Origin of the sequence: Aeromonas sp. Y311-2 (genome assembly GCF_027706025.1) — a bacterium.
In the GTDB taxonomy this organism is placed as follows: domain Bacteria; phylum Pseudomonadota; class Gammaproteobacteria; order Enterobacterales; family Aeromonadaceae; genus Aeromonas; species Aeromonas veronii.
In genome coordinates this window covers 184,233-210,784 of sequence record NZ_JAPDCL010000002.1, presented here as the reverse complement: position 1 = coordinate 210,784, position 26,552 = coordinate 184,233, and the positions used below count along the sequence as shown (strand labels likewise).

Annotated in this window: 20 protein-coding genes; 11 read left to right on the top strand and 9 right to left on the bottom strand. The window is 60.0% G+C overall.

The genetic code is table 11. From position 1 onward, the window contains the following. Positions 1-18: 18 nt before the first annotated feature. Both OKC42_RS02965 and OKC42_RS02960 read right to left on the bottom strand, forming a co-directional pair. Complete coding sequence (locus tag OKC42_RS02965) at positions 19-1,035, bottom strand: aspartate-semialdehyde dehydrogenase (RefSeq protein WP_040066449.1); 1,017 nt, start codon at positions 1,033-1,035, stop codon at positions 19-21. A 193-nt stretch (positions 1,036-1,228) separates the two neighbouring features. Continuing rightward, on the bottom strand, positions 1,229-2,350 hold the full coding sequence (locus OKC42_RS02960; RefSeq protein WP_150388912.1) for a 4-phosphoerythronate dehydrogenase: 1,122 nt from the start codon (positions 2,348-2,350) through the stop codon (positions 1,229-1,231). 248 nt (positions 2,351-2,598) lie between these two features. Between OKC42_RS02960 and OKC42_RS02955 the strand changes: the two genes are divergently transcribed. From OKC42_RS02955 to OKC42_RS02945, 3 genes are all read left to right on the top strand, one after another. Next, positions 2,599-3,342 (top strand): phosphatase PAP2 family protein, encoded by a 744-nt coding sequence (locus OKC42_RS02955; RefSeq protein WP_150388911.1) that lies wholly within the window; start codon positions 2,599-2,601, stop codon positions 3,340-3,342. 99 nt (positions 3,343-3,441) lie between these two features. Further along, a complete protein-coding gene (gene rnt, locus OKC42_RS02950; RefSeq protein ID WP_005333780.1) occupies positions 3,442-4,119 on the top strand; it encodes a ribonuclease T in 678 nt (225 codons plus the stop codon). 273 nt (positions 4,120-4,392) lie between these two features. After that, positions 4,393-5,715, top strand: coding sequence for a Na+/H+ antiporter family protein (locus OKC42_RS02945; RefSeq protein ID WP_005361308.1), 1,323 nt, complete (start codon positions 4,393-4,395; stop codon positions 5,713-5,715). Between the two features lie 134 nt (positions 5,716-5,849). Here the strand turns inward: OKC42_RS02945 and OKC42_RS02940 are convergent, their stop codons facing one another. From OKC42_RS02940 to ydiJ, 6 genes are all read right to left on the bottom strand, one after another. Beyond that, positions 5,850-7,766 carry a putative bifunctional diguanylate cyclase/phosphodiesterase gene (locus tag OKC42_RS02940; RefSeq protein WP_150388910.1) on the bottom strand — a complete coding sequence of 639 codons (1,917 nt, stop codon included), beginning with the start codon at positions 7,764-7,766 and terminating at the stop codon, positions 5,850-5,852. A 1-nt stretch (position 7,767) separates the two neighbouring features. Further along, positions 7,768-8,250 carry a molybdopterin-binding oxidoreductase gene (locus tag OKC42_RS02935; protein ID WP_150388909.1) on the bottom strand — a complete coding sequence of 161 codons (483 nt, stop codon included), beginning with the start codon at positions 8,248-8,250 and terminating at the stop codon, positions 7,768-7,770. A gap of 332 nt (positions 8,251-8,582) precedes the next feature. Then, positions 8,583-10,484, bottom strand: a complete 1,902-nt coding sequence (locus tag OKC42_RS02930; protein WP_005337260.1) for a DEAD/DEAH box helicase — start codon at positions 10,482-10,484, stop codon at positions 8,583-8,585. 180 nt (positions 10,485-10,664) lie between these two features. Beyond that, the gene (locus OKC42_RS02925) at positions 10,665-11,126 is read right to left on the bottom strand and encodes a hotdog fold thioesterase (protein ID WP_005352771.1); all 462 of its coding nucleotides are present in this window, start codon (positions 11,124-11,126) and stop codon (positions 10,665-10,667) included. Positions 11,127-11,294: 168 nt separating this feature from the next. Further along, positions 11,295-11,783, bottom strand: coding sequence for a hypothetical protein (locus tag OKC42_RS02920; RefSeq protein ID WP_129503821.1), 489 nt, complete (start codon positions 11,781-11,783; stop codon positions 11,295-11,297). Beyond that, on the bottom strand, positions 11,783-14,854 hold the full coding sequence (gene ydiJ / locus OKC42_RS02915; protein WP_190973229.1) for a D-2-hydroxyglutarate dehydrogenase YdiJ: 3,072 nt from the start codon (positions 14,852-14,854) through the stop codon (positions 11,783-11,785). The genes OKC42_RS02920 and ydiJ overlap by 1 nt, the downstream gene beginning before the upstream one ends. Positions 14,855-15,021: 167 nt before the next feature. Here ydiJ and OKC42_RS02910 point away from each other — a divergent pair, with 167 nt between their 5' ends. From OKC42_RS02910 to OKC42_RS02895, 4 genes are all read left to right on the top strand, one after another. After that, entirely contained in the window at positions 15,022-15,948 is a 927-nt protein-coding gene (locus OKC42_RS02910; RefSeq protein WP_005361338.1) for a cation diffusion facilitator family transporter, read from the top strand. Between the two features lie 300 nt (positions 15,949-16,248). Then, positions 16,249-17,784, top strand: coding sequence for a TerC family protein (locus OKC42_RS02905; protein WP_064338218.1), 1,536 nt, complete (start codon positions 16,249-16,251; stop codon positions 17,782-17,784). Positions 17,785-17,979: 195 nt separating this feature from the next. Beyond that, positions 17,980-19,101, top strand: coding sequence for an alkene reductase (locus OKC42_RS02900; RefSeq protein WP_111900571.1), 1,122 nt, complete (start codon positions 17,980-17,982; stop codon positions 19,099-19,101). Between the two features lie 147 nt (positions 19,102-19,248). Next, entirely contained in the window at positions 19,249-20,235 is a 987-nt protein-coding gene (locus OKC42_RS02895) for a zinc-binding dehydrogenase (protein ID WP_111900572.1), read from the top strand. Between the two features lie 111 nt (positions 20,236-20,346). Here the strand turns inward: OKC42_RS02895 and OKC42_RS02890 are convergent, their stop codons facing one another. Further along, positions 20,347-21,411 (bottom strand): adenosine deaminase, encoded by a 1,065-nt coding sequence (locus tag OKC42_RS02890; protein ID WP_111900573.1) that lies wholly within the window; start codon positions 21,409-21,411, stop codon positions 20,347-20,349. A gap of 197 nt (positions 21,412-21,608) precedes the next feature. On the opposite strand from OKC42_RS02890, the gene OKC42_RS02885 reads away from it, so the two are divergent. The 4 genes from OKC42_RS02885 to asnB all read left to right on the top strand — a co-directional run bounded on the left by OKC42_RS02885 (position 21,609) and on the right by asnB (position 26,342). Beyond that, positions 21,609-22,358: an HAD-IIA family hydrolase gene (locus OKC42_RS02885; RefSeq protein WP_005337281.1), complete on the top strand. Its 750-nt coding sequence runs from the start codon at positions 21,609-21,611 to the stop codon at positions 22,356-22,358. 54 nt (positions 22,359-22,412) lie between these two features. Beyond that, positions 22,413-23,987 carry a cation:proton antiporter family protein gene (locus OKC42_RS02880; protein ID WP_150388907.1) on the top strand — a complete coding sequence of 525 codons (1,575 nt, stop codon included), beginning with the start codon at positions 22,413-22,415 and terminating at the stop codon, positions 23,985-23,987. A 129-nt stretch (positions 23,988-24,116) separates the two neighbouring features. Beyond that, positions 24,117-24,485 (top strand): cupin domain-containing protein, encoded by a 369-nt coding sequence (locus tag OKC42_RS02875; RefSeq protein ID WP_064338224.1) that lies wholly within the window; start codon positions 24,117-24,119, stop codon positions 24,483-24,485. A 192-nt stretch (positions 24,486-24,677) separates the two neighbouring features. Then, the gene (gene asnB, locus OKC42_RS02870) at positions 24,678-26,342 is read left to right on the top strand and encodes an asparagine synthase B (RefSeq protein WP_005361356.1); all 1,665 of its coding nucleotides are present in this window, start codon (positions 24,678-24,680) and stop codon (positions 26,340-26,342) included. Positions 26,343-26,552 lie beyond the last annotated feature (210 nt).

Below are 26,552 nucleotides of genomic sequence, written 5' to 3'. Positions count from 1 at the left end.
TGTGGCATCTGACCAGCCTTACAGATAGTCGCGAACCAGCAGCTCGGCAATCTGTACACTGTTGGTTGCCGCGCCCTTACGAACGTTATCGGCCACGATCCACATATTGATACCACTCGGGTGAGAAATATCCTGGCGTACCCGACCCACCAGCACCTCATCCTTGCCGGTTGCGTCACGCACCGGGGTCGGATAGTCCCCTTCGTCATCAAACAGGGTCACACCCGGCGCACTGCGCAGCAGATCCTTGACCTGTTCGGCATCGAGCGGCTGGTGCAGTTCGACGTGTACCGCCTCGGCGTGGCCGTAGAAGACCGGCACCCGCACGCAGGTGGGGTTCACGGCAATGCTGGCATCCCCCAGGATCTTCTGGGTTTCCCATACCATCTTCATCTCTTCACGGGTGTAGCCGTTGTCGGTGAAGCTGTCGATCTGCGGGATCAGGTTAAAGGCGATCTGTTGCGGATAGAGGGTCGGTTCCACCGGACGACCGTTGAGCAGATGAGCTGTCTGACCTGCCAGCTCGCTGACCCCCTCTTTGCCGGAGCCTGATACGGATTGATAGGTGGCCACGTTGATGCGGGCAATGCCCACTTCGTCGTGCAGCGGCTTCAAAGCCACCAGCATCTGGATGGTGGAACAATTGGGGTTGGCGATGATGTTGCGATTGCGAAAATCGGCCAGCGCATCCGGGTTCACTTCCGGGATCACCAGCGGGATATCTTCGTCGTAACGGAAGCAGGAGGTGTTGTCGATGACGATGCAGCCGTGTTCGGCAGCAATCGGCGCCCACTTGGCAGAGACCTCTGCACCGGCGGAGAAGAGTGCGATCTGTACCTGGCTCCAGTCAAACTCCTCCACATCGAGGATCTCGAGGTTTTTGCCGCCAAAGCGCACGGTATCACCGGCGCTGCGGCTGGAAGCCAGCGGATAGAGGGTCGCTACCGGAAATTCGCGCTCTTCCAGGATCTCGATCATCGCCTGACCCACGGCGCCGCTGGCACCCAATACCGCTACGTTAAACTGCTGGCTCATTCTGTTCTCCTCTGATAATGCTGCAATGGCGCCGGGTGGCGCCATGGTCGGCAGGCTCCCGCACGGCGAGATGACGCTGCCTGATATGGCTGAGCCAGCGCAGTAGTATCTGCGCCAGCTCAGTAAAAAAGGGGGTCGAGGTAGCCAGTACGGCTCACCTCTTCCAGTTATCTTCCAACTCCTAGTCCCCGATTCAGGGGCGTGACAGCGCAAATCCCAGCTCGCCCAGCGCCTGGTCGGCAAACGCCCCCTCAACCTGCAGGGAGGATAGTTCACGGCGCTCGGGATAGTGTTTGCGCTGCTCGTCAAAGCTGCCGGGCAAGCCGAGTCGGGCCCGGAAACGGGCATCATCGCGGCGCACATCATAGACCAGATGAACCAGCTGCTTGATCAGCGCCTGATCCGGCGCGCGGCCCGGCACCACTGCCTGCACATCGGGGGCGGGCAACAGCCCACTCAAATCCTGACGAGGCTGGCGTCCCAGCTGCTGGCACAGCGCCTGGTAGAGCATCCAGGTACCGCGCGCCTTCCCCTCCAGGCTGTAACCAGCGATATGGGGGGTGGCAATCTCGGTATGGGGCACCAGCGCAGCCAGTGGCTCGGGCTCGTTCTCCCACACATCCATCACCAGTCGCAAAGGCGCATCGCCCAACTGGCGCGCCAGCAGGGCCCGGTTATCCCACACCTCGCCCCGGGAAGCATTGATCAGGATCTGCCCGGCAGGGCGCGCGGCAATCTGTTCGGCATCGAGCAGATGGTAGGTGGCATCCTGCCCTTCACGGGTAATGGGCACATGGAAGCTGACGATATCGGCACCAAGAGCGGTCTGATAATCGACAAAGCCCGCATCGGGGGTATTACGCGCCTTGGGTGGATCGCTGCGCAGTACCCGCATGCCGAGCGCTTGGGCCTTGCCAGCCACACACTCGCCGGTATTGCCCGCGCCAATCACCGCCAAAGTCATGGCCGAGAGGTCGAGTTCATAACGCTCCGCCAGCACCAGCAGGGCGGAGAGCACATAATCCCCCACCGAATACTTGTTGCAACCGGGGGCGCTGAAGAAGGGAATATTGCGGCTTGCCAGCAGGGCCTTGTCCACATGGTCTGTGCCTATGGTGGCGGTGCCGACAAACCCGAGTTTGGGGCTGGTCGCCAGCAAATCGCCGTTGACGCGGGTGACCGAACGCACCAGCAGCACATCGGCATCCAGCAGATCGTGTGCCTGCATCTGCCGCCCAGGCAAGGGGATCACCTCGCCAAATTCGGCAAACAGCTCCACGGCATGGGGCATATTCTCATCAACGACTATCTTCATCGGGCTCTCTTTGGTCACAACCGCCACGGGGGCGCCATTCTAGCGCAAAGCCGCCCGAGATTTCAGCCTGTGATGCAATCCGGCGCGAAAGGGGACCACATTGCGCGGCAGCCTCTCCATCAACCCGCTAAAACAGAGGATGTCGCCACAAATGTGTAAGCAGAGGTAACAAACGTGCTGCTCGGCTTTGTCCGGGCATGTCACGGTGGCACAATGCCCCTCTTTTTTCGCGATCGCCCATACCCACCATGCCGCCACACGCTTCGTCGCTCCCAACGTCAACCGCCTCACTCACCCGCAGCCAGGTGCTTGGCTTCACTGCCCTGTTGATCCTGCCCCTGCTGCTGCTCGCCACCCTGCCCTGGCAGCCTTTTCTGACCGGCTCCCTGCAATCAGGTTGGTTATGGTGGTCATACGCCCTCACCCGCATGGTCGATCTTCCCGGGATCGGGGTCAGTGGCGCCCTCTTGCTGTTGCTGACCCGCTACAAACTCAAACTGGAGCTGGCTCCCTTCATTGCGCTGGGGTGTGTGCTGGCAACCTTGCTCGCCAGCGACTGGGTGCTCAAGAGCCTGATCAAACACCTGACAGAAGAGCCCAGACCCTATCTGCTCTGGCTTGAGAGTCAGGCGCTGATCCCGGCCATCAAGCACTTCTACGCCAGTAGCATCGATGTGCGCACTGAACAGGTTCACGCCGCCAGCCAGTTGCTGGCCCTGCCAGAGTGGCTCGGCCACCACTGGCAGGCCGAGGTGAACTACGCCTTCCCCTCCGGCCACAGCATCGCCGCCATCAGCCTGGCCCAGTTCTTTGGCCTTATCTGGCTTGCCCGCGCCCCCACAGGCGTCTGGCTGCTGCCGTTGTGGGCGCTGGGGGTTGGTCTGTCGCGCATGGTAATGGGAATGCATTGGCCGGTGGATGTGCTGGCCAGCGCCCTGTTGGGCACGCTCACGGCGCTGATTGCCGCCCGCTGGTGGCTGCACAGATATTAAATCGAGCGCCACCTTGCCGCGGTATCCTGCGTGGGATGGGAGGACAAGCCTGTGCTTTTTTGCCATAATGCCGCCTCATTTTATCCCGACCGAGATCCCATGACCGACGCAGTTCATACCCTCAAGGGCCGTTTCCGTGGTTTTTACCCCGTCGTCATCGATGTTGAAACAGCCGGGTTCAACGCCAAGACCGATGCCCTGCTCGAAATCGCGGCTTACACCCTGAAAATGGATGAGCAGGGCTGGCTCGTTCCCGATCAGGTATTCCACTTTCATGTCGAGCCCTTCGAAGGGGCCAACCTGGAAAAGGCTGCGCTGGAGTTCACCGGCATCGACCCCTACAACCCGTTGCGTGGCGCTGTCTCGGAAAAAGAGGCGCTGACCGAGATCTTCAAGGGGATCCGCAAGGGGATGAAGGAGCAGGATTGCGGCCGCGCCATCATAGTGGCCCACAACGCCACCTTTGATCACGGCTTCGTGATGGCTGCCGCCGAGCGCGCAGGCCTCAAGCGCAATCCGTTCCACCCGTTTGCCACCTTCGACACCGCAGCCCTCTCCGGATTGGCGCTGGGTCAGACCGTGCTGGCCAAAGCGTGCCAGAGCGCCCGCATTCCGTTTGACAATAAAGAGGCGCACTCTGCCCTCTATGACACCGAACGCACCACAGAGCTGTTCTGTCATATCGTCAACCGCTGGAAGAGCATGGGGGGCTGGCCGCCAGCACATCCGGATGATGACACAACCGATGCCCCTGCCGACGATGAGGGACAAGAATAAACGGACGAAGGCTGCCACTGGCAGCCTTCGCTTTTTAGGGAAGTGATTGATTGCACGGCGCACCGGAAATCGCTATCAACGTCACTATCCACCGCTGCGCACGGGATGCACGGAGACAAACAGGTCACAAACCCTCATGTTGAGCAACCTTGTGCCACATGCTGCTGTGATATGAGGGGTTTGACTGATTTTTTACTCGACATTTGTCACATTTTTCGCAAACTAACTCCCCTTCACATGACAGACAGCAATAACAAACTATAAGGAAATCAAATGAATCCAGTTGTTATCGCAGTCGGGCTGATGCTGGTGCTCAGTCTGCTGCGGATCAATGTGGTGGTCTCGCTGGCGCTGGGGGCCATTGCTGGCGGCCTGGTCGGTGGGCTGTCGTTGACCGATACCCTCACCACCTTCAGCGGTGGCCTGGGCGGTGGCGCCGAGATTGCTCTCTCCTACGCCATGCTGGGCGCCTTTGCGGTTGCCATCTCCCGCTCCGGGATCACCGACCTGCTGGCCCGCAAGGTGATCAACCAGTTGGGCAAGGATGCCAGCTCGACCCGTATCATGTGGGTCAAAACCCTGCTGCTCTCTTCCGTGCTGGCCGTGGCGATCTCCTCCCAGAACCTGATCCCGGTTCACATCGCCTTTATTCCCATCCTGATCCCGCCGCTGCTGCATGTGATGGCGCAGATGCAGATCGACCGTCGTCAGGTGGCCTGTGTCATCACCTTTGGCCTGACAGCCACCTACATGGTGCTGCCGGTCGGCTTTGGTGGCATCTTCCTGAATAACATTCTGGCCAAGAACCTGATCGATAACGGCGTGCCCATCACCACCAGCCAGATCCCGCTGGCGATGGCCATTCCGGTCGCCGGTATGGTTTTGGGCCTGCTGATCGCGGTGTTCATCAGCTATCGCAAACCGCGCCAATACGATCTGGCCAAGATCCTGGACGCCGAGCCCGAAGCGGTCGAACTCAACCTCACCCACATCTGGGTGGCCCTGCTGGCCATTGGCGTAGCGCTGGGGCTGCAACTGATGACCAACAGCATCGTACTGGGTGCACTGGCCGGTTTTGTCATCTTCACCTGCGGCGGCGTCATCAAGTTTCGCGAAAGCCAGGATGCCTTCACTCAGGGGGTGCGTATGATGTCGCTGATCGGCTTCATCATGATCTCTGCCGCCGGTTTTGCCGCCGTGATGAAGGCAACTCACGGGGTCGACTCTCTGGTTCAGGTGGTCGCCTCCGGCATTGGTCAGCACAAGGGGATCGCCGCCTTCCTGATGCTGCTGGTGGGTCTGCTCATCACCATGGGGATCGGTTCTTCCTTCTCCACCGTGCCCATCATCGCCACCATCTATGTGCCGCTCTGTCTGCAGCTTGGCTTCTCACCAATGGCGATCATCGCACTGGTTGGTACCGCTGGCGCGCTGGGGGATGCGGGTTCACCAGCCTCCGACTCGACTCTGGGGCCCACCTCCGGCCTCAACGCAGATGGTCAGCACGACCATATCTGGGACAGCGTGGTGCCCACCTTTATTCACTACAACATCCCGCTGGTGATCTTCGGCTGGATTGCCGCCATGGTGCTCTGATAGCCCCTCGGGCTGCGAACTCTGCACGTCACAATGCACAACAAGAAGGCGACCAGATGGTCGCCTTCTTGTTGTATTCGACTAGATAAACAACAGCACGTTAGCTTGTGGTGACGGTGAAAAGGTACCGCTCGCTAACCCAGCGCAACCTCCTGCATGATGCTCCGATTGATAAAGTAGCGATGGCAGAACAGCAAAAAGTCCTGCAACGGCAAGGGCCTCGAGTAGAAATAGCCCTGAATTTCATCAACGCCGATGCTCAGCACCGCCTTCAGCTCATCGTTGTTCTCCACCCCTTCCGCCACCACCCGCACACCGAGTTGATGAGAGAGGCTGGTGATCGCCTCGACGAACAGGGCCTGACGGGTATCGTTGTCGATGGCAGTGATAAATGAGCGGTCAATCTTGAGCTTGTCGAAATAGAGTTCCCGCAAGTAGGAGAACGATGACCAGCCGGTACCGAAATCATCAAGGGCCACCCGCACTCCGATATGACGCAGGGTATCGATGATCTGCTTGCTCAGCTCGATATCATCCAGAGCAATCGTTTCGGTCAGCTCTACGATCAGCTGTTGCAGGCTTAGCGGCCCCTCCCTCATGTTCTCATCCAGCTGGGCTGCCAACCCTATAGTGAACATGGAACTCGAGAGGTTGACCGAGATCTCCAGCGGTTCAATCAAGTCGCTCGGGAAAATGGCGAGATCATGTTGCAAGCGCCGGAAGATCCATAACCCGAGCGCCTCCCCCAGCCCGTTATCTTCCGCCAGCGAGATGATATCGAGGGGCGGAATAAACCCGTACTCCGGGTGATTCCAGCGGATCAGTACCTCAGCCCCCAGTCGCACCCTACCTTGACCACGGACAATGGGCTGATAGTAGAGGCTCAACTGCAAATTGCTGTGGTGCTGGATCAGCTCGCGCAACTCGGTCGACAAACGGCGGTTGCGCAGATAGTGCTGATACATGCTGCTGGAGAAAACCACGTAACGATTCAGCCGCTTGCGCTTGGCACTGTCGAGGGCGATATCGGCAAACAGCAGCATCTCCTCCGGCGTGTGTACCGGTCGCACGTACTGGCTGACCCCCATAAAGACCCGCACCCGGTGGGCGGGATCAGTCGCCAAGGCAAGCCCGGCAAGTTCGTTACGCAGCTGCTCCAGAAATGGAAAGCGCAAATAGGTGGGCATAACGCCGGAAATAATGATGGCAAACTCATCGCTACCGGTTCGGGCGGCAAAGAGACCGTCAACCGATACCGCGCGGATCCGCTCGGCCAGTTGCGTCAGCAATGCATCCCCCACCTCGTAGCCCAGGCTGTCATTTACCTCCCTGAAATGGCCAAGATCCACCAGACAGACGGTCACGCTGCTGCGCCCCCCTTTATGTCCCGTCAGCTGCTTGAGGTGTTTGATCAAGGAGGCCCGGTTTGGCAAGCGGGTTAGCGCATCATTCCACGCAAGAAAGTGCTGGTGGCGCACTTCGCGAAACAGCATCAGCAGCATCACCACGGTCGCCAACATCAAGAAAGCCAGAATGAAGAAGTTCTGGATACGCGACGAGTTGAGTACCTCCCGCTGGGCAATAGCGGATGGACCGGTGAAATTTTTCACCATCACATCGCGGATGGCAGCCAGATCCCGAGCCAACTCCTCGGCGAAACGAGCAAGTTCTTTCGAATCTCGCTCTCCACTGACCACGGCCTGCTCATACTTCTCGAACAGGGCCATGATCTTCCCTACCGCTTGTTCAGCACCAAAGCGAGCTCGAACCTGCTTTGCCTCTTCACCGTGCAGGAAGACATCGAGACGGTTCCAGGCAATATCAAAACGCTTGTTCATCTCATTTTGACTGGTCGAACCGGTGCGATAGAGAGAGAGCGCCTCATCAAAGCCACGGATTTCCAGCTCCAGCTGCGCCAACGCCCAGGCGGAGAGTTGGGTATAGCGGGTCACAGCATTAAAAGCACGGTCATAGTTCCAGACCGACCAGATGGCGACCCCCAAAAAGGCAGTCACCATCAGGATCAAGCTCAGAAACTTGCCGCGCAGCATCTTATTTGCTCTCAATCGCCGTCAGTTGCCACACCATCCGGCTGTGATAGAGCTCCTTGTTCAGCTCCGGGTGTTCAGAGAGGGGATAGATGATCCAGAGCGGCCCTTTGTTGCGCAGGGTCAACACCTTGCCATCCTGCTTCTCGGCCAGCAATACCGCATATTTATCTCCATCTTCCAGCGGCACAGCCGCCCAGTAGTCATTGATGGCGACCGCCTTGACCTCCCCACTCTTGAGACCATACATCTTGACCAGATCTCGCAGCAGCACGCCACGATAGGTGTGATCCCCCTCGGTCCAGGGGGTCTGGGTCTTGACCTCTGTCTGAGGTAAGGCCTCAAACTCGGCCCGGGTCAACACGACCTCCCCTTTACCATTGCAACAGCCATCCCCCTTGATCTTGAGGAAGGGATCATCAGCCAACACCATGCCAGAAACAAGACAGCCGGATAACAGCAACATACTGCCAAGCCATCCACCCATGATAGACCTCCGTATCGTACTGTTTGTTTTATTGGTTTCACTCTGCCCAGCTACATGGCAACGGCAGAGTCACAATGCAAAACAATGTTGCTGCAACCAGCTCACCACATCAGGCAACCAGCATCAGGCTGTACCCGAATGCCACCAAAAGCATGGCATCCTGGCTCCGAATGTCACAACTGCATCGGAAAATATTCATGTCCCTTTGGCTCTCGACCTGGCTTATGAAACAGAAATATGACCCCCACACAGGCAAACTGACGGTGCAGTCCCTATCGCAGATACAAAAAAGGCCGCTCAATGAGCGGCCTTCTTCATAACGGGATCAGCAATCAGCTTTCGCGACGCTTGCCACCGAATTTGCGATCTTTGTTGAAGCCACCTTCACGGCGCTCCCCGCTCTTGTTGAACGGACGGTCCCCCTGGGGACGGCGATCCTTGTTGAAAGGACGGTCGCCACGGAACGGACGATCACCACGGGGCGGACGGCTGCTGGTGTTGCCACCGGCTGGCACTTCGGTGTAGCGGGTGATTTGCAGCGGACGCTGGCAAACACGGGCTTTCTTGATCACTTCCAGTACATCGGCGGTCATGCCTTTCGGCAGATCGACGGTGGAGAAGTCATCAGCGATGTCGATGTTGCCGATGAAGCGGCTCTCGATGTTCGCTTCGTTGGCGATGGCGCCCACGATCTGGCCCGGCTTGACGCCGTGATGGGCACCCACGTCTACGCGATAGCGCTCCATCTCCACATCCGGGTTGTCTTTCAGCGGACGCGGTTCGAGGGACGGCATGCGACGGGCAGGACGATCGCCACGGTCACCGAAGTCACGACCACCACGGTCGTTGAAGTCACGGCGCTCGAAGCCACCACGATCGTTGCCAGCGTTCAGCAGCGGGTCCGGAATGGAGTCATCCAGCAGCAGTGGTTGGTCACCCTGTACCAGCTTGGCCAGTGCGGCAGCCAGCTCCAGCGGATCGGCAGAATCTTCTTCGATCAGCTCGTTTACCAGGTTGTGGTAGATCTCGAGCTCTTCACCCATCATGGTTTCGCGGATGCGCTCCTTGAACTTGGCCAGACGATGCTGGTTGATGTCCTCGGTGCTCGGCATCTTCATCGGCTCGATAGCCTGACGGGTTGCGTGCTCGATGGCGCGCAGCATGCGACGCTCGCGCGGAGCAACGAACAGGATGGCTTCGCCTTTACGACCGGCACGACCGGTACGACCGATACGGTGAACGTAAGATTCGGTGTCGTACGGAATGTCGTAGTTCACTACGTGAGTGATACGCTCAACGTCCAGACCACGGGCGACAACGTCGGTGGCGATCAGGATGTCCAGCTGGCCCTGACGCAGCTTGTCGACGGTACGCTCACGCAGTTTCTGCGGGATGTCGCCGTGCAGCGCTTCACAGGCGTGACCACGGGCGGCCAGCTTGCCAGCCAGCTCTTCGGCAGCGTTCTTGGTACGTACGAATACCAGCAGGGCTTCGTAGGATTCCACTTCCAGCAGACGGGTCATGGCGTCCAGCTTGTGCAGACCGGTCACTTGCCAGTAGCGCTGGCGAATAGTGGTCGCGGTAGCAGTCTTGGAGGCGATCTTGATCTCTTTGGGCTGCTTCAGGTGCTTCTGGGCCACGCGACGGATCTGCTCCGGCATGGTGGCAGAGAACAGGGCAACCTGACGAGTGCTCGGGCACTGCTCCATGATCCAGTCAACGTCGTCGATGAAGCCCATACGCAGCATTTCATCAGCTTCGTCCAGTACCAGAGCTTTCAGGCCGGAGAGGTCCAGGTTCTTGCGACGGATCAGGTCCATCACGCGGCCCGGAGTACCAACGACAACCTGGGCACCGCGACGCAGAGCGCGGGTCTGGGTTTCGTAGGAGGCACCGCCGTAGATGGGCAGTACGTGGAAATCGGGCATGTGGTGGGCGTAGCGTTGGCACGCTTCAGCCACTTGCAGCGCCAGTTCGCGGGTAGGCGCCAGCACCAGGATCTGGGTGTTGCGGTTACCAGCTTCCAGACGAGACAACAGAGGCAAGGCAAAAGCAGCGGTCTTCCCTGTACCGGTTTGCGCCTGCCCCAGCAGATCGTGTCCCGCCATCAGGTGGGGAATTGCTGCGGCCTGGATTGGTGACGGGCGCTCATAGCCCACGTCCTGCAGCGCTTTCAATACAGGCGCGGCCAGTCCAAGCTCACTAAAAAGGGGCAGTTGTTCGGTATCAGACATAGATTCTTCCAGATTAAGGCAGGCGGCTAACACCGCGGAATAGCAAAAAGGCGGCGATTATAGCGCCACTTTGTTCTGCTGTCTTGAAAAATGTGATAAGCCTCTCAAGACGTTGGCAATTATAGAGGGATCTGGCGAGTATGGCTTGCTTATTTTGCACTCATAGTGCGTTATTGCAGATCACTCCTCGCTGGAGTCCTTGCCCCGCTTGTGTTTGAGCACCGCCATGGTCAGTCGGCTGGTGCACAATAAACGTTCACGTTCGTCCCGAATTTCAATCTGCCACACCTGGGTTGTTGCTCCCAGATGAAGCGGCGTGCAACGCCCGGTCACCACCCCTTCCCGCTTGGCTCGCAGATGGTTGGCATTCACCTCCAACCCCACACAGTAGCTATCTGGCCCGACCGCCATATTGGCGGCAATCGATCCCAAGGTTTCCGCCAGCACCACGGATGCGCCGCCATGCAGCATGCCAAGGGGCTGGTGAGTGCGATGATCCACCGGCATGGTCGCTTCAAGCCAATCGGCGCCAAAAGCCGTGTAGACGATATCGAGATGGGCCATCAGGGTGTTGCGAGAGGTGGCGTTGAGCCCCTCCAGACTCATGGGTTTACGCCAGATGGGCGCAATATCGTGACTCATTGCGAGCAGACTCCTTATGTAAGCGATGAATGCGTACCGATATGAGTGAAACTCCCTCCATCGGCAAAATGGTTCGGTTATATGAGTTGTTGGTTACCAGGTGACGTGTTAACAACGCAGCCCCGACCCGGAGCTGCGTGTTACACAATCATGCCCTTAAGCGGGATGTCACCAGGGGTAGGTAACGCCGGGCCACTCGGACCAAGGCACATCTCGCCCCGGCAAGCGGGGGGCTGGCCACTGCCACACCCTGGCGAGCCACTCGCGCAGCTGAATCTCCAGCTCCTCATCCGTGATGGGCGCCTCGGCCACCTTCCAGAAGAAGAGCTCCACCGCTACCTCAGGCAACACCGAGGGGTAAAGATAAACCCCGCCCCAGAATTGCGGCTCCCGATCCGGGCTCCAGAGGCCATAGGCAAAGGAGCGCTTGGCCAGAAACTCCGACTGCTGCCACTCCAGATCCCCTTCGTGCTGGCTCAGGCTGAAGTTGGCGGAGGGCCAGAGATCATGCGGGCGAAACAGCTGATGGAGCTGCTCGCGCTCGCGCAACATGGCGACAAACTCCACCACCGCCTGAGCGGGAGTGGCGGGTAACAGCAAGAAACGTGGATGCCGATAGGCCTTCGGCACCCGAAACCGCTTGGGGAACGTCAGCATCAGAGCAGCTCCAGCAGGGCTTGCAATGGATGTTTGAGCTTTTCCCCCTCCATCCGCTTGACCTGACTACGGCACGAATAGCCGGTCGCCAGACAGCGCGCTTTGGGTAGACGGGCGAGCGGGTCAGCCCAGCTCAACCCATAAATGCCCTTGGAGTTCTCCACCAGTTTGACATCGTGACCATAGGTGCCCGCCATACCGCAACACCCCACAGAGACCGGCTGCAAACTGGCCCCGAAGCGGCCAAACAGGGTGCTCCAGTCACCGTGAGTGGAGGGCTTGGCGGTCTTCTCGGTGCAGTGGGCAAAGAGATACCAGGGCTCGCTCCCCTCCTCGCTCTTGGTCTTGTCGATTCGAGCAGGCAACTGATCTACCGGCAGCGAGAGCAGCCACTCCTGCGGCAACAACACCTGAAAATCACCGCGGGCCGACCCCAGCGCCTTGGCATACTCATCGCGATAGCAAAGCACCATGGCCGGATCCACCCCCACCATGGGAATGCCAAGCGCCGCCACCTTGTTGAGGAACTGGGCGCTGTTGGCGGCGGTGCGGGCAAAGGCCCGCAGGAACCCCTTGATATGCTGGGGTTTACCGTTGGGTTTAAAGGGCAGCAAGTAGGGCTGGAAGCCGAGCTTGCTGGCGAGTTTCACCAGGTCGCGCACCACGGGGGCGTCGTAATAGCTGGTGAAGGGGTCCTGCACGATGAGCACCACCTGCTTGCGCTGCTCGGCACTCATCCGCTCCAGACCCGGCAGATCAAAATAGCGGGCGCGGTTATCGTGCAGGCTCTCGGCCAGGGTCGGCACCGAGAGCAGCGGCACATCGACCATGCCGATGCTCTTCTCGGTCGCCTTCTGGGCCCACTCTTTTTCGAGGAAGAAGTTGACCAGCTTCGGCGCCTTGGCAAGCAGCGGCGCATAGCTCTCCACCGTGCCGACGAAGTAATCCTTGGGGGCGCGCAGGTAGCGGCCGTGATAAAGCTGCATAAAGCGGGCGCGAAAATCGGGCACATCCACCTTGATCGGGCACTGGCTGGTGCACGCCTTGCAGGCCAGACAGCCCGCCATCGCCTCCATCACCTCGTGGGAGAAATCATACTCGCCGCGCTGTTTGGCCCAGCTGTTGCGCACCTTGTCCACCAGCTGTTTGAAGCGCACACCACCGGATTGCAGCGCCACCTCTTCCGCCAGCGGGTCAAAGCCCTGCTCCGCCAGCTGACGCAACCATTCACGCATCAGACCCGCCCGCCCTTTGGGGGAGTGGCGGCGATCACGGCTGATCTTGACCGAGGGGCACATGGGGGAGTCGGTCTCGAAGGTGAAGCAGAGACCATTGCCGTTGCAATCCATGGCGCGGGTGTAGCTGGTGCGCACCGCGAGCGGGATCTGGCGGTCATACTTGCCGCGCTTGGGGCCATCCACCGACACCAGCTCGGCGCCGCTACCGTAGGGGATGCAGATCTTGCCCGGGTTGATGCGGTTGGCAGGGTCGAATACCCCCTTGACCCGCTGCAGCTCTTCCCACAGCTCGCCAAAAAAGGCGGGGCTGTATTCGGAGCGAAAGCCCTTGCCATGCTCGCCCCACATCAGACCGCCATATTTGGCGGTCAACGCCACCACCTGATCGGAGATGCGGCGCAGCAGCACCTCCTGCTCGGGATCGCACAAATCCAGCGCCGGACGCACATGCAGCACACCGGCATCGACGTGGCCAAACATGCCGTAGTCGAGGCCGTGGGCATCCAGCAGAGCGCGAAACTCCATGATGAAATCGGCCAGGGATTCGGGCGGCACGGCGGTGTCTTCAGTGAAGGCCACTGGCTTCTTGCGCCCTTCGGCGTTGCCCAGCAGCCCCACCGACTTCTTGCGCATGGTGTAGATGGTTTCGATGCTCGGCAGGTGGTCACACACCTGATAGCCGATGATCCCCGCCTCCCCCTTGGCCAGCAGGTCGTCGATACGACGGCAGAGCTCTGCCACCTTGGCCTTGTGTTCCGCCTCGTCGGTATCGGCAAACTCGACGATGTTGAGTCCCTGCAGATCCTTGCCGGGCACATCCTGAATAAGTTCTTTCACCGAATGCCAGATGATGTCGGCGCGAGCCAGCCCGAGCACCCGGGAGTCCACCGTCTCTACCGAGAGAGCCTGCGCCTGCACCATAAAGGGGGCATTGCGCAGGGCGGAGGGGAAGCTGTCGTACTTGACGTTGACCAGGGTGCGGTAGCGCGGGATGGGGGTGATGTTGAGTTTGGCTTCGGTAATAAAGCCCAAGGATCCTTCCGAGCCGCACAGCACCCGGCTCACATCCAGCGTGTCGGTATCGGGTTGATAGAGGTGCTTGAGATCGTAACCGGTCAGAAAGCGGTTGAGCTTGGGGAAAGTCGCCTCGATGTCGGCGCGGCGCTCCTTGCCGATGCGATAGAGGGTGCGATAGATCTCCCCTTCGCGATTCTCCAGCGCCAGCTTGTCGGCCAGTCGCTCACCGGTCAGCGGCTCGGTGGCCATCAGGTCGCCGTTCTCCAGCACCGCTTTGAGCCCCAGCACGTGATCCGAGGTTTTGCCGTAGACCAGCGACCCCTGCCCCGAGGCGTCGGTGTTGATCATGCCCCCTAAGGTGGCGCGGTTGGAGGTGGAGAGATCCGGCGAGAAGAAGTAGCCGTGGGGCTTGAGATAGACGTTGAGCTGGTCTTTCACCACCCCGGCCTGGGCGCGCACCCACCCCTCATCCAGATTAATTTCCATGATCTGGTTCATATAACGGGAGAGATCGACGATAATGCCGCCGCCCAATGACTGACCATTGGTGCCGGTACCGCCACCACGAGGGAAAAAACTCAGGGAGGCGAACGCCGGCTCTGCGGCCAGCTTGAGCATTGCTGCTATGTCGTCCGCACTGCGCGGATAGAGAACCGCCTGAGGTACTACCTGATAGACGCTGTTATCCGTCGCCATCGCCAACCGGCTTGCATAAGACTTTTCGATATCACCACGAAATGCGCTGCGCTCTAGCAACTCAAGAAACTGCAGGGTTGTGGGTGACAAACTGTCCTGGTAATCGAGTCTCGGGATCATGAATCCTTGTTCCCATCCTTTGCTTGATGCCGGCACGCCGGCGACAACGACTGGCCAGCCGCCTGTCAATGGCAGTCAGGCCAGTCCGCTCACATGTGAGCGGGCAGTATATCAGCTAGAAAACCGCTTGCGCTTGGCAATATTCACCATTTGAAAGGAGGACTTTTATGGCTCACCACAGCCATGTTATCAGTACGCTGGTCACCACCGAAAAACAGGCGCTTACCCTGTCGCTGTTCGGTTGTATCACCTTTGCCATCTTCGGCATCGGCTACGGCCTCTTCGTCGGTTCCAACGCCATCATGCTCGATGGTATCTTCACCCTGTTCAGCATGGGCATGACAGGCCTCGGTCTTGTTACCGCCTATCTCGTTACCCGCCCTTCCGATGCGCGCTTCCAGTATGGCTACGCCCACTTCGAGCCCATCACCAACGTCATCAATGGCACCATTATTCTGCTGCTCTGCCTTGGCGCTCTCTATAGCGGCATCACCACCCTGCTGGATGGCGGACGGGAGATCGATCTCGGCCACGCCCTCATCTATGCCGCCGTCTCCACCTTCTTCTGCGCCATCATCTATCGCATCGAAGCCCAGGTCGCCGAGCAGGTAGACTCCGAGCTGGTGCGGGTCGACTCCAAGGAGTGGCTGGTGGATACCCTGCTCAGCGCCACCCTGCTTATCGGTTTCGTGGTCGCCATCGGCCTCGATGCCATCGGCTACGGCCAATACAACCGCTACATAGACCCGGTGCTGGTCTCGCTACTGGCCCTCTGTGCCACCCTCATTCCCATCAAGGTGCTCGGTCGCAACCTGCGGGAAGTGTTGAAGATCGCCCCCAAGGGAGATGTGCCACGGCAAGTCGAGCAGGAGATCGAGGCGCTGCGCCAGCGCCACGGCATCGAGTGCTACAGCCATCTGGCCAAGAGCGGTCGCCGCTTCGATCTGGAATTGAACATTCTGGTGGCGCCGGGTCAGGAGTGGCCCGTCGAACGTCAGGATGCCCTGCGCCAGGAGCTCTGGTCTCGCCTTGGCGACACCCTGGGCGATGCCTGGCTCTCGGTCTGTTTCACCCGCGAAAAGCGCTGGTTGTAACGACCGCACGGGGGAGCGCGGCACCGCCGCCTCCCCTGTCGCATCACAACCCCATCACGCCTCGCTGACGCTGCTCTTGCCAAATTGGCGCCAGCCGCTATCATCAGGGCTCATTTTTCACCCGAGGTTTTATTGCCCATCATGGACAATCCCCGAAGTTGCCCTTCGTCTCTCTCTGTCAAAGCCTATCTTTTTCTGCTTAATCAGCGCCTCTGAATAACACCTTTGCCTTGCTGTTACTGCGGCCATCGTGCGCCGTGATCACTGTTTGCTCTGTCTGTTTTTATTGAGGTCGTCACAATGGAATTGCTGCTGGATCCCCATATCTGGATCGGTCTGTTTACCCTGATCATTCTGGAAATTGTGCTGGGGATCGACAACCTGGTCTTTATCGCCATTCTGGTGAAAAAACTGCCCCCCGCCCAGCGGGACAAGGCACGCGTCATCGGCCTGTCGCTGGCCCTGCTGATGCGACTTGGGCTCTTGAGCGTCATGTCATGGCTGGTCACCCTGACCACCCCGATTTTGCACCTGTGGGATCACCCCTTCTCCGGTCGGGACCTGATCCTGATGGGGGGCGGCCTGTTCCTGCTGTTCAAGGCCACCTCCGAGCTACATGAGCGGCTGGAAGCCAAGCCCCAGGATGATGGCCCGGTCGGCGCCTACGCCAGCTTCGGCGTGGTGATCGCCCAAATTCTGGTGCTCGATGCGGTCTTCTCGCTCGACTCCATCATCACTGCCGTCGGCATGGTGGAACACCTGGGCGTGATGATGGCCGCCGTGACCATCGCCATGGTGGTGATGGTGCTCGCCTCCAAACCGCTGACCCGTTTCGTCAACGCCCACCCCACTGTGGTGGTGCTCTGTCTGAGCTTCCTGCTGATGATCGGCTTCAGCCTGGTGGCGGAAGGATTCGGCTTCCATATTCCGAAGGGTTACCTCTATGCAGCCATCGGCTTCTCGGTGCTGATCGAGTTTTTCAACCAACTGGCCCAGCGCAGCGCCATGCGTCACGAATCCAAGCAACCGCTGCGCGAGCGCACCACCGCCGCCATCTTCAAATTGATGGGCAGCAAGGCCTATCAGGATCAGCCGGATGACGATCTGGATGCCGCACCTGCCGAGCCGCTCAGCTTTGGCGAGGAGGAGCGCTATATGGTGACCGGCGTACTGTCGCTGGCCGAGCGCTCCATTCGCACCATCATGACCCCGCGCTCGGAGATGGCCTGGATCGATATCAACGACTCCAGCGACGAGATCCGCGCCCTGCTGCAGCGCGAGCCCCACAGCCTGTTCCCTATCTGTGACGGGGATCTGGACGAGGTGATCGGAGTGGTCAAGGCGCGGGACCTGCTGTTTGCCTTGAACGAAGGGCAATCTTTAAGTGAACTGGCCAAGCAGAACGACCCCATTATCGTGCCGCAAACCATCAACGTGATCCGTCTGTTGGCGGAGCTGCGCAAAGCCAAGGGGAGCCTTATTCTGGTCTCCGACGAGTTTGGCGTGATCCAGGGGCTGGTCACCACCCACGATCTGCTGGAGGCCATCGTCGGCGAGCTGCCGGATGAGGACGAAACCCCGGATATCGTGCGCGATGGCGAAGGGTGGCTGATCAACGGCAGCACCAACATCCACCATGTGGAGCAGGTGCTGGAGCACGAGGGGCTGGTAAGCGAGAGCGATGAATACGTGACCCTGGCGGGCATGCTGCTCTCCCACTTCGGCACTCTGCCCACCCCGGGTCAGCAGTTGCAACTGCAGCAGCTCAACTTCGAGGTGATCGAGGTGAGCGAGCGGCGTATCGAGCGGGTGAAAGTGATGCCCGCCACGGCTTGAGCCTGCCACCAGCAGAATACAGAAGAGGGCCAGACGGCCCTCTTTTTTATGCTTCAACTTTATGCCTCAACGCCTCTTTCCCGACGGTTTGCACTGATTGCTGCATCAAGCACAATTCTCTTGTGCAATTACCCCCCTTTTTCACAACAAGATGGCGGCATAAAGTGGCCTCACTTCCACCATGAGGAACTCAAGATGAGCCACGATCACCTGTTCTGCCCGCTGCGCCTCGGCCAGCTGCACCTTGCCAATCGCATCGTCATGCCCCCCATGACCCGCTCCCGTGCCAGTCAGCCGGGTGATGTGGCCAACGCCATGATGGCGAGCTACTACGCCCAGCGCGCCGAGGCGGGCCTGATCATCAGCGAAGGCACCCAAATCGACCCCATGGGCAAGGGCTATGCCTGGACGCCGGGGATCTACAGCGCCGAGCAGATCGCTGGCTGGAAACTGGTGACCGATGCCGTGCACGCCAAGGGGGGCACCATCTTCGCCCAGCTCTGGCACGTGGGCCGCGTCACCCATCCGGATAACATCGGCGGCGCCCAGCCCATCTCCGCTTCAGCCCTGCCCGCAGTGGGCGTCAAAGTGTTCGTCGATAACGGCAGCGATGCGCCGGGCTTTGTCGAGACCGTCACTCCGCGCGCCATGACTCAAGCCGATATCCATGCGGTGGTAGGCCAGTTCCGTCAGGCGGCTCGCAACGCCATCAGCGCCGGTTTTGACGGCATCGAGTTACACGCCGCCAACGGTTATCTGATCAACCAGTTCCTCGACTCCGAATCCAACGCCCGCACCGATAGTTATGGCGGATCGCTGGAAAACCGGCTGCGCTTTCTCAAAGAGGTGACCGAGGCGGTAAGTAGCGAAATCGGGGCCGAACGTGTCGGGGTGCGTCTTGCGCCGCTCACCACCCTCAACGGCACAGTCGATGCCAACCCGCAGGAGACCTATCTGGCGGCCGCCCGTCTGCTGGGCCAGCTCAACGTGGTCTACCTGCATATTGCCGAAGCGGACTGGGACGATGCCCCCCTGATGCCGGAGAACTTCAAGCAGGGTCTGCGGGATGCCTTCCCCAACACCCTGATCTACGCCGGTAAATATGATGGCGAGCGGGCACGCGCCGCCCTCGAAGCGGGCTGGGCCGACATGATTGGCTTTGGCCGTCCCTTCGTTGCCAACCCGGATCTGCCGAACCGGCTGCGCCACGGCTATCCGCTGGCCCCCCACGATCCGGCCACCCTGTTTGGCGGCGGCGAAAAAGGGCTGACCGACTACCCCGTCTATCAGGCCGATGACGCAGCAGCCAGCCGCTGATTACCAATGGCCAACCGGCCACGTAACGCAGGCCCCACTGGTTGGGGCCTGCCGTATTGTTGCGCATTAGCAACAGTGATATGACTGACCGAATCACTGTTGCAATGATCTCGTTGTTATCTCCCCTCGCTTTCACAAGGAGTCATCATGAATCACACCCAAGCCTGGTGCTGGCATGCCCCCGGTGAACCGACCCAGCTTACCCTCGCCGATCTGCCCTTGGCACCGCTCGCCCCTGACGAGGTGCTGGTGGCAAACCGGGTCATCGCCTTCAATCCGGTGGACTGGAAGCTGATCGAATATGGCCACTCCAACTGGCAGGATGGTCAGGTGCCCGGCGTCGATGGCATGGGCACTATCGTGGCCCTCGGCGCCAACGTCAGCCATCTGCGTCTCGGCGCCCGGGTCGCCTATCACACCGACCTGCGCCACCACGGCAGCTTTGCCCGCCACACCCGGGTACCGGCCCGCGCCCTGCTGCCGGTGCCCGATGCCCTGAGTGACGAGGCGGCCGCCGCCCTGCCCTGTCCCGGCCTCACCGCCTGGCAGGCGCTGGCCAAGCTGCCGCGCCTGCACGGGGAAGCGCTGCTCATCACAGGTGCTGGCAGCAGCGTCGGCCGCTTTGTGATGCAGCTCGCCCTCCAGCAAGGAGCGCGGGTCTTTGCCAGCGCCAGTCCACGCCACCATCAGTGGCTCAAACAGATCGGTGTGCAGGGTGTAGCCGATTATCGGGATCCCGACTGGCTGGCCACCCTGCAGGCCGCCAACGGCAACGAGCCGTTTGAGGGGATCATCGATCTGGTCTCCAGCCAGCAGGCAGAGAGCTTGCTGCCCGCGCTGGGCTACTACGGTCACATGGTGACTGTGCTCGGGCGTATCCCGCACAATCCGCTGCCCGCCTTTGCCCATTGCCATTCGTTGCACGAGATTGCACTGGGTGCCCAACACGCCTTTGGCTCGGACAAACAGTGGAGCCGACTGGTGGCCGCCGGTGTCGCCATGATGGAGCAGATGGCGAGCGGCGAGCTGACCCTGCCGCCGCTGATGGTCGGCGATTTCGAGGCGCTGCCCACCCTGCTCGAGCGCTTCAAGCGCGAAGGACAGGGCGAGAAGTTTCTGGTGCGAGTGGCATAACGCTGACCTTCCCTGATAACCACACCGACCATTGAAACGAAAGAGGCCCGCCAGTGATGGCGGGCCTCTCTTTATATAGTGCATGTCATCTCGACTTCATTGGCGCCTGACTCAATACAGGCTCACCCCGTGAGTTGCGGCATAACTGCGGATCTCCCGGGTCAGCCGCGCCTTGTCGGCCAGAGAGAGCCAGCTCGCCTCCACCGCATTGAGCGACAAGCGGCAGAGCTGGCTCATGGTCGCGCCAAGGCCATCGGCCAGCGCCACAAAGTTGGCATTCATATAGCCGCCAAAGTAGGCAGGGTCGTCCGAGTTTATGGTGACGCAAAGCCCCTGCTCCAGCAGCCGCAACACATTGTGCTGGGCCATATTGCCGAACACCTTGAGCCGGGTGTTGGAGAGGGGGCAGACGGTGAGCGGCAGCCGGGTATCCGCCAGATAGCGCAGCAGCTCGGGATCGTCTGCCGAACGCACTCCGTGATCGATGCGGCATACCTGCAGCTCGTTGATCGCCTGCCAGATGTAGTCGGCAGGCCCCTCTTCACCGGCGTGAGCCACTACCGGCAGCCCCAGCTCGCGGCATTTGGCAAAGACCCGGGCAAATTTAGTGGGCGGATTGCCCCTCTCCCCGGAGTCGAGGCCGATGCCGTGAATCCGTGACAGGAAGGGCATAGCCTCTTCCAACGTAACGAACGCTTCATCCTCGCTCAGGTGGCGCAAAAAGCTCATGATCAGCCGCCAGCTGATGCCAAACTCCTGCTCCCCGCGCTGCAGCGCCCGCTCGATGCCGCCGAGCACGGTAGCAAAGGAGATACCGCGGGCAGTGTGGGTCTGCGGGTCGAAGAAGATCTCCACATGCACCACCTTGTCGGCGGCGCACAGCTCAAGATAGGCCCAGGTGAGGTCGAAGAAGTCCTGCTCGGTCACCAGCACGCTGGCGCCGCGATAGTAGAGGTCGAGAAAGGATTGCAGGCAGTCAAAGTCATAGGCGGCGCGCACGCTGGCCACGTCGGGCCAGGGCAGTGGCACACCGTTGCGGCGGCCCAGCTCAAACATCAGCTCGGGTTCGAGGCTGCCCTCGATATGCAGGTGCAGCTCCAGTTTCGGCAGTCCGGCGATAAATTGCGCGGCGGTGAGGTGTTCGGGGGTGACTGGCTTGGGAATCGGGGTGTCCATGGCAACGGCTCCATCAGCAAAGTGATCCGGCGTCAGCCCCTCCACCAGACTGACCCGACGGCAGCTTTATTGTGCACCGAAGTGACGAGACAGGGGAGACTTGTCATCAAACAGACTTATAATGGCGTCACAAAAATCATAAATGATTGAACATCTTAACGATTGGCGGCTCGCCTGCGCCCTGACAAGGAGTTTTCATGAAGAAGAACGTCATCTGCGATATCGACGGTGTCATCCTGCACAACAACGATCTCATCCCCGGTGCCGACCGTTTCGTCCATCGCCTGCTGGAGCAGGGCAGCAAGCTCTTGTTCCTCACCAACTACCCAGCCCAGACCCAGAAAGATCTGCAAAACCGCTTCCGTTCCGCAGGTATCGAAGTGCCGGAGGAGTGCTTCTATACCTCCGCCATGGGCACCGCCGACTTCCTCAAGCGTCAGGATGGCAAGAAGGCCTATGTGATCGGTGAAGGGGCGCTGACCCACGAGCTCTACAAGGCCGGTTTCACCATCACCGATATCGACCCGGACTTCGTGGTGGTGGGCGAGACCCGCAACTACAACTGGACCATGATGCAACAGGGGGCCAAGTTCGTCGATCAGGGAGCCCGCTTTATCGCCACCAACCCCGACACCCACGGCCCCATGATGCACCCGGCCTGCGGCGCCCTGTGCGCCCCCATCGAGCGAATGACCGGCAAGAAGCCGTTCTATGTCGGCAAGCCGAGCGCCTGGATCATCCGTGCGGCGCTCAACCGGATGGAGGCCCACTCCGACGACACCATCATCATCGGCGACAACCTGCGCACCGACATTCTGGCGGGCTTTCAGGCCGGTCTCGAGACGGTGCTGGTGCTCTCCGGGGTGAGCAAGGTCGCCGATATCGACCGCATGCCGTTTCGCCCGAACCATATTTTCGACTCCGTGGTCGACATCGATATAGTCTAATCACCACCCAAGCGTTAAACAGGGCAGGTCTCTCCTGCCCTTGCAGGATCTGTTATGGAACCCATTCTGATCGCCGTGGCTTTTGGTTGCGGCATGGTAGTCAATCTGATTGGCCTGCCCCCCCTGCTCGGCTTTCTGGCCGCCGGTTTTATCCTTAACGGCATGGGATATGAAAATACTCCCGCCCTCAGCGAGGTAGCCGATCTCGGCGTCACCCTGCTGCTGTTCACCATCGGCCTCAAGCTCAATATCAAAACCCTGATGCGGCGCGATGTGTGGGGCACCACCAGCCTGCATCTGCTGCTCTCCACCCTGCTCTTTACCGTGGTGCTGCTGGTCTGCAAGGGACTGGGGCTTGAACTTGCCCTGTCGCTGGACTGGAAGCTGGCGCTGCTGCTGGGCTTTGCCCTCTCCTTCTCCAGCACCGTCTTCGCGGTCAAGGTGCTGGAAGATCGCAGCGACATGAATGCCCTCTACGCCCGCCTCGCCATCGGGGTGCTGGTCATGCAGGATGTGTTCGCGGTGGCGTTTCTGGCGTTTTCCAGCGGCAAGTGGCCCAGTATCTGGGCACTCTGGGTGCTGGGGCTGCCGTTGCTGCGCCCGCTGCTGTTCAAGCTACTGGAGCGTGCCGGGCACGGCGAATTGCAGGTGCTGTTCGGGGTGTTTCTGGCGCTGGTGGTCGGGGCCGCCGGTTTTGAAGTGGTCGGCCTCAAGCCGGATCTGGGGGCGCTGATCATCGGCATGCTGCTCGCCTCTCATCCGGCTGCGGCGGGATTGGCCAAGGCGCTCTTCAACCTCAAAGACCTCTTTCTGGTCTGCTTTTTTCTCACCATCGGCCTCAACGGCCTGCCGACCCACGACACCATGTTGCTGGCACTGGCGCTGGTGCTGGCCCTGCCGCTCAAAAGTGTCCTCTACTATCTGGTCTACAGCGGCGCTCACCTGCGGGTGCGTACCGCCCTGCTCTCGACCCTGGCGCTCACCAACTTCTCGGAGTTTGGCCTGATCGTCGCCGCCATCGCCGCCAAGGCAGGCTGGCTCTCCCACGAGTGGCTGGTGGCGGTCTCGCTGGCACTGGCGGCCAGCTTTATGATCTCCGCTCCCCTCAATGCCCAGAGCGAGCGCATTTACCACCGCATCGGCCACTGGCTGCGGGGATTGCAGGCGAGCAACCTCCATCCGGAAGACAGACCCATAGAGCTTGGCGATGCCGGGGTGATCATCCTCGGTATGGGGCGGATCGGTCAGGGAGCCTACTTCGAGCTGGAGAACAAGTACGGCAACGTCATCCTCGGGGTGGAGAACGACAGCGAGAAGCTGCCCACCCTGCGCGCCCAGGGGATGAACGTCATCGAGGGGGATGCCACCGATACCGACTTCTGGGACAAGGTGCTGCTCTCCAATCAGGTCAATCTGGTGCTGCTGGCGATGCCCCATCACTCGGGGAATCTCTACGCCATCGAGAAGCTGCGCAGCCACGGGTTCAACGGCAAGATAGCCGCCATCGTCCGCTTCGAGGATGATATCGCCTCCTTGCAGGAGCAGGGGGTGGATGCGGTGTTCAACGTCTACAACGAAGCGGGCAGCGGCTTTGCCCGTCATGTGATCCGCCGCTTGCAGCCACTTTGAGTCGTCGGGCTGCGGCTCTTGGCAAGGGAATGCACATCGTTTAAGTTATGCACAACCTCGTTTAATAAAACGAACAAACGCGGGGCCTGGATGGCCCCGTTTTCATATCCCCATTGCCAGGGAGGCACCATGAAGACCCTCAACGACTGGATTTTGCTCGATCGCCATGAGGCGGCCCCTACCCCGCTGATGCCAGCCCCCGAGCGCATTAAAGCGGGCAACCCGGCGCAAACGGTGTGGAACCACTACTCCGACCCAAGCCAGCAGTTTCACGTGGGCTTCTGGAGCTGCGAGCCCGGCCGCTGGACCATTCACTACACCGAGCACGAGTATTGCCAGCTGCTGGAGGGGGATGTGGTGATCCACGACAGTGAGGGCGGCCAGCTGGCCCTCAAACCCGGCGATCAATTCGTGATTCCGGCAGGCTTTGTCGGCGAGTGGGAGACCCTCACCCCCTGTCGCAAGGTCTATGTGATCTTCGAACCCGCCTCGGCTTGACGTTCACGTCACCCTGCCCCGTTGCCGCAGCCATTATTCTGTTGATCCGCTTGACGCTTACGGCATGATTTTCTGCGGTTTTCCCGCTTGCAAAAGGTTTTTCCGCTAGGCATTGTGTCTGACGAGGAATGTAAATGGAATTTCGAGCCCAAACGTGGGGGGCTCATATAAAAATCAAGAGGATTACCGCCAATGTGTTCAATTTTCGGCATTCTGGATATCAAGTCCGATGCAGTTGCCCTGCGCAAATCGGCGCTGGAGATGTCCAAGCGACTGCGTCACCGCGGGCCTGACTGGTCCGGCGTCTACAGCTCAGACAAAGCCATTCTGGTGCATGAGCGTCTGGCCATCGTCGACCCGGGCAATGGCGCCCAGCCGCTCTACAACCCCGAACGCACCCATGTGCTGGCGGTCAACGGCGAGATCTACAACCACAAAGAGCTGGAGAAAACCCTCAAGGTCGACTTCCAGTTCCAGACCAAATCCGACTGTGAAGTGCTGCTGGCCCTCTACAAGGAGAAGGGCCCGGCGTTTCTCGACGATCTCAACGGCATCTTTGCCTTCATTCTTTATGACGCCGAACAGGATGCCTACCTGATTGGTCGCGACCACATGGGAATCATCCCCCTCTATACCGGCCGCGACGAGCACGGCAACTTCTATGTCGCCTCCGAGATGAAGGCGCTGGTGCCGGTCTGCAAGAGCGTCGAAACCTTCCCGCCGGGACACTACCTCTGGAGCAAGGATGGCGAGCTAAAACAGTGGTACAAGCGCGACTGGATGGAATACAGCGCGGTCGAGCACAACGTCAGCGACAAGGCCGAGCTGAAAGCCGCGCTGGAAGCCGCGGTCAAACGCCAGCTGATGTGTGACGTGCCTTATGGCGTGCTGCTCTCAGGTGGGCTGGACTCCTCCGTCATCTCCGCCATTACCAAGCTCTATGCGGCGCGCCGCATCGAGGACGATGGCAAGAGCGAAGCCTGGTGGCCGCAACTGCACTCCTTTGCCGTCGGTCTGGAAGGGTCGCCGGATCTCGCCGCCGCCCGTAAAGTGGCCGATCACCTCGGCACCATCCACCACCAGATCCACTTCACCGTGCAGGAGGGTCTGGATGCCCTGCGGGACGTCATCTATCACCTCGAAACCTATGACGTCACCACCATCCGCGCCTCCACGCCCATGTATCTGATGGCCCGCTACATCAAGGCGATGGGGATCAAGATGGTGCTCTCCGGCGAAGGCTCAGACGAGCTGTTCGGTGGCTATCTCTACTTCCACAAGGCGCCCAACGCCCGCGAGTTCCACGAAGAGAACGTGCGCAAGCTCGCCTCTTTGCACCTCTATGACTGCCTGCGCGCCAACAAATCGATGGCCGCCTGGGGGGTGGAGGGTCGCGTGCCCTTCCTCGACAAGGAGTTCATGGACGTGGCGATGCGTTTGCAACCTGCCGACAAGATGTGCGGCAAGGGCAAGATCGAGAAGCACATCCTGCGCGAAGCGTTCGAAGATCTGCTGCCCCACGAAGTGGCATGGCGTCAGAAGGAGCAGTTCTCCGACGGCGTGGGTTATTCGTGGATCGACAGCCTAAAAGCCATGGTAGAACAAGAGGTGACGGATCAGATGTTCGAGGCGGCCGCATTCCGCTTCCCCATCAACACCCCGCTCACCAAGGAGGCCTACTTCTACCGCGCCATCTTCGACGAGCACTTCCCGCTGGAAGCCGCCGCCCGTACCGTGCCCTACGGCAAGTCGGTCGCCTGCTCCACCCCCACCGCGCTGGAGTGGGATGCCAAGTTCAAGGAGATGGCAGATCCCTCCGGCCGCGCCGTGATGGACGTGCACCAGCAGGGCTACTGAGCCTGCACGCCAAACCGGGCGGGTAACGCCAGATAGCAAAAAGCCCTTCACCATGGTGAAGGGCTTTTTCATCTCCCGCAGTCGCGCCCGCCAAATCACATCAGACCATCACAGATAGTTGATTTTTCATAAATATTTAATTTTTTACCGAGTGACCATGCATTGACAGGGAGCGCGTCGATTGACTATGCCTGAAGGGTGATCAACAGG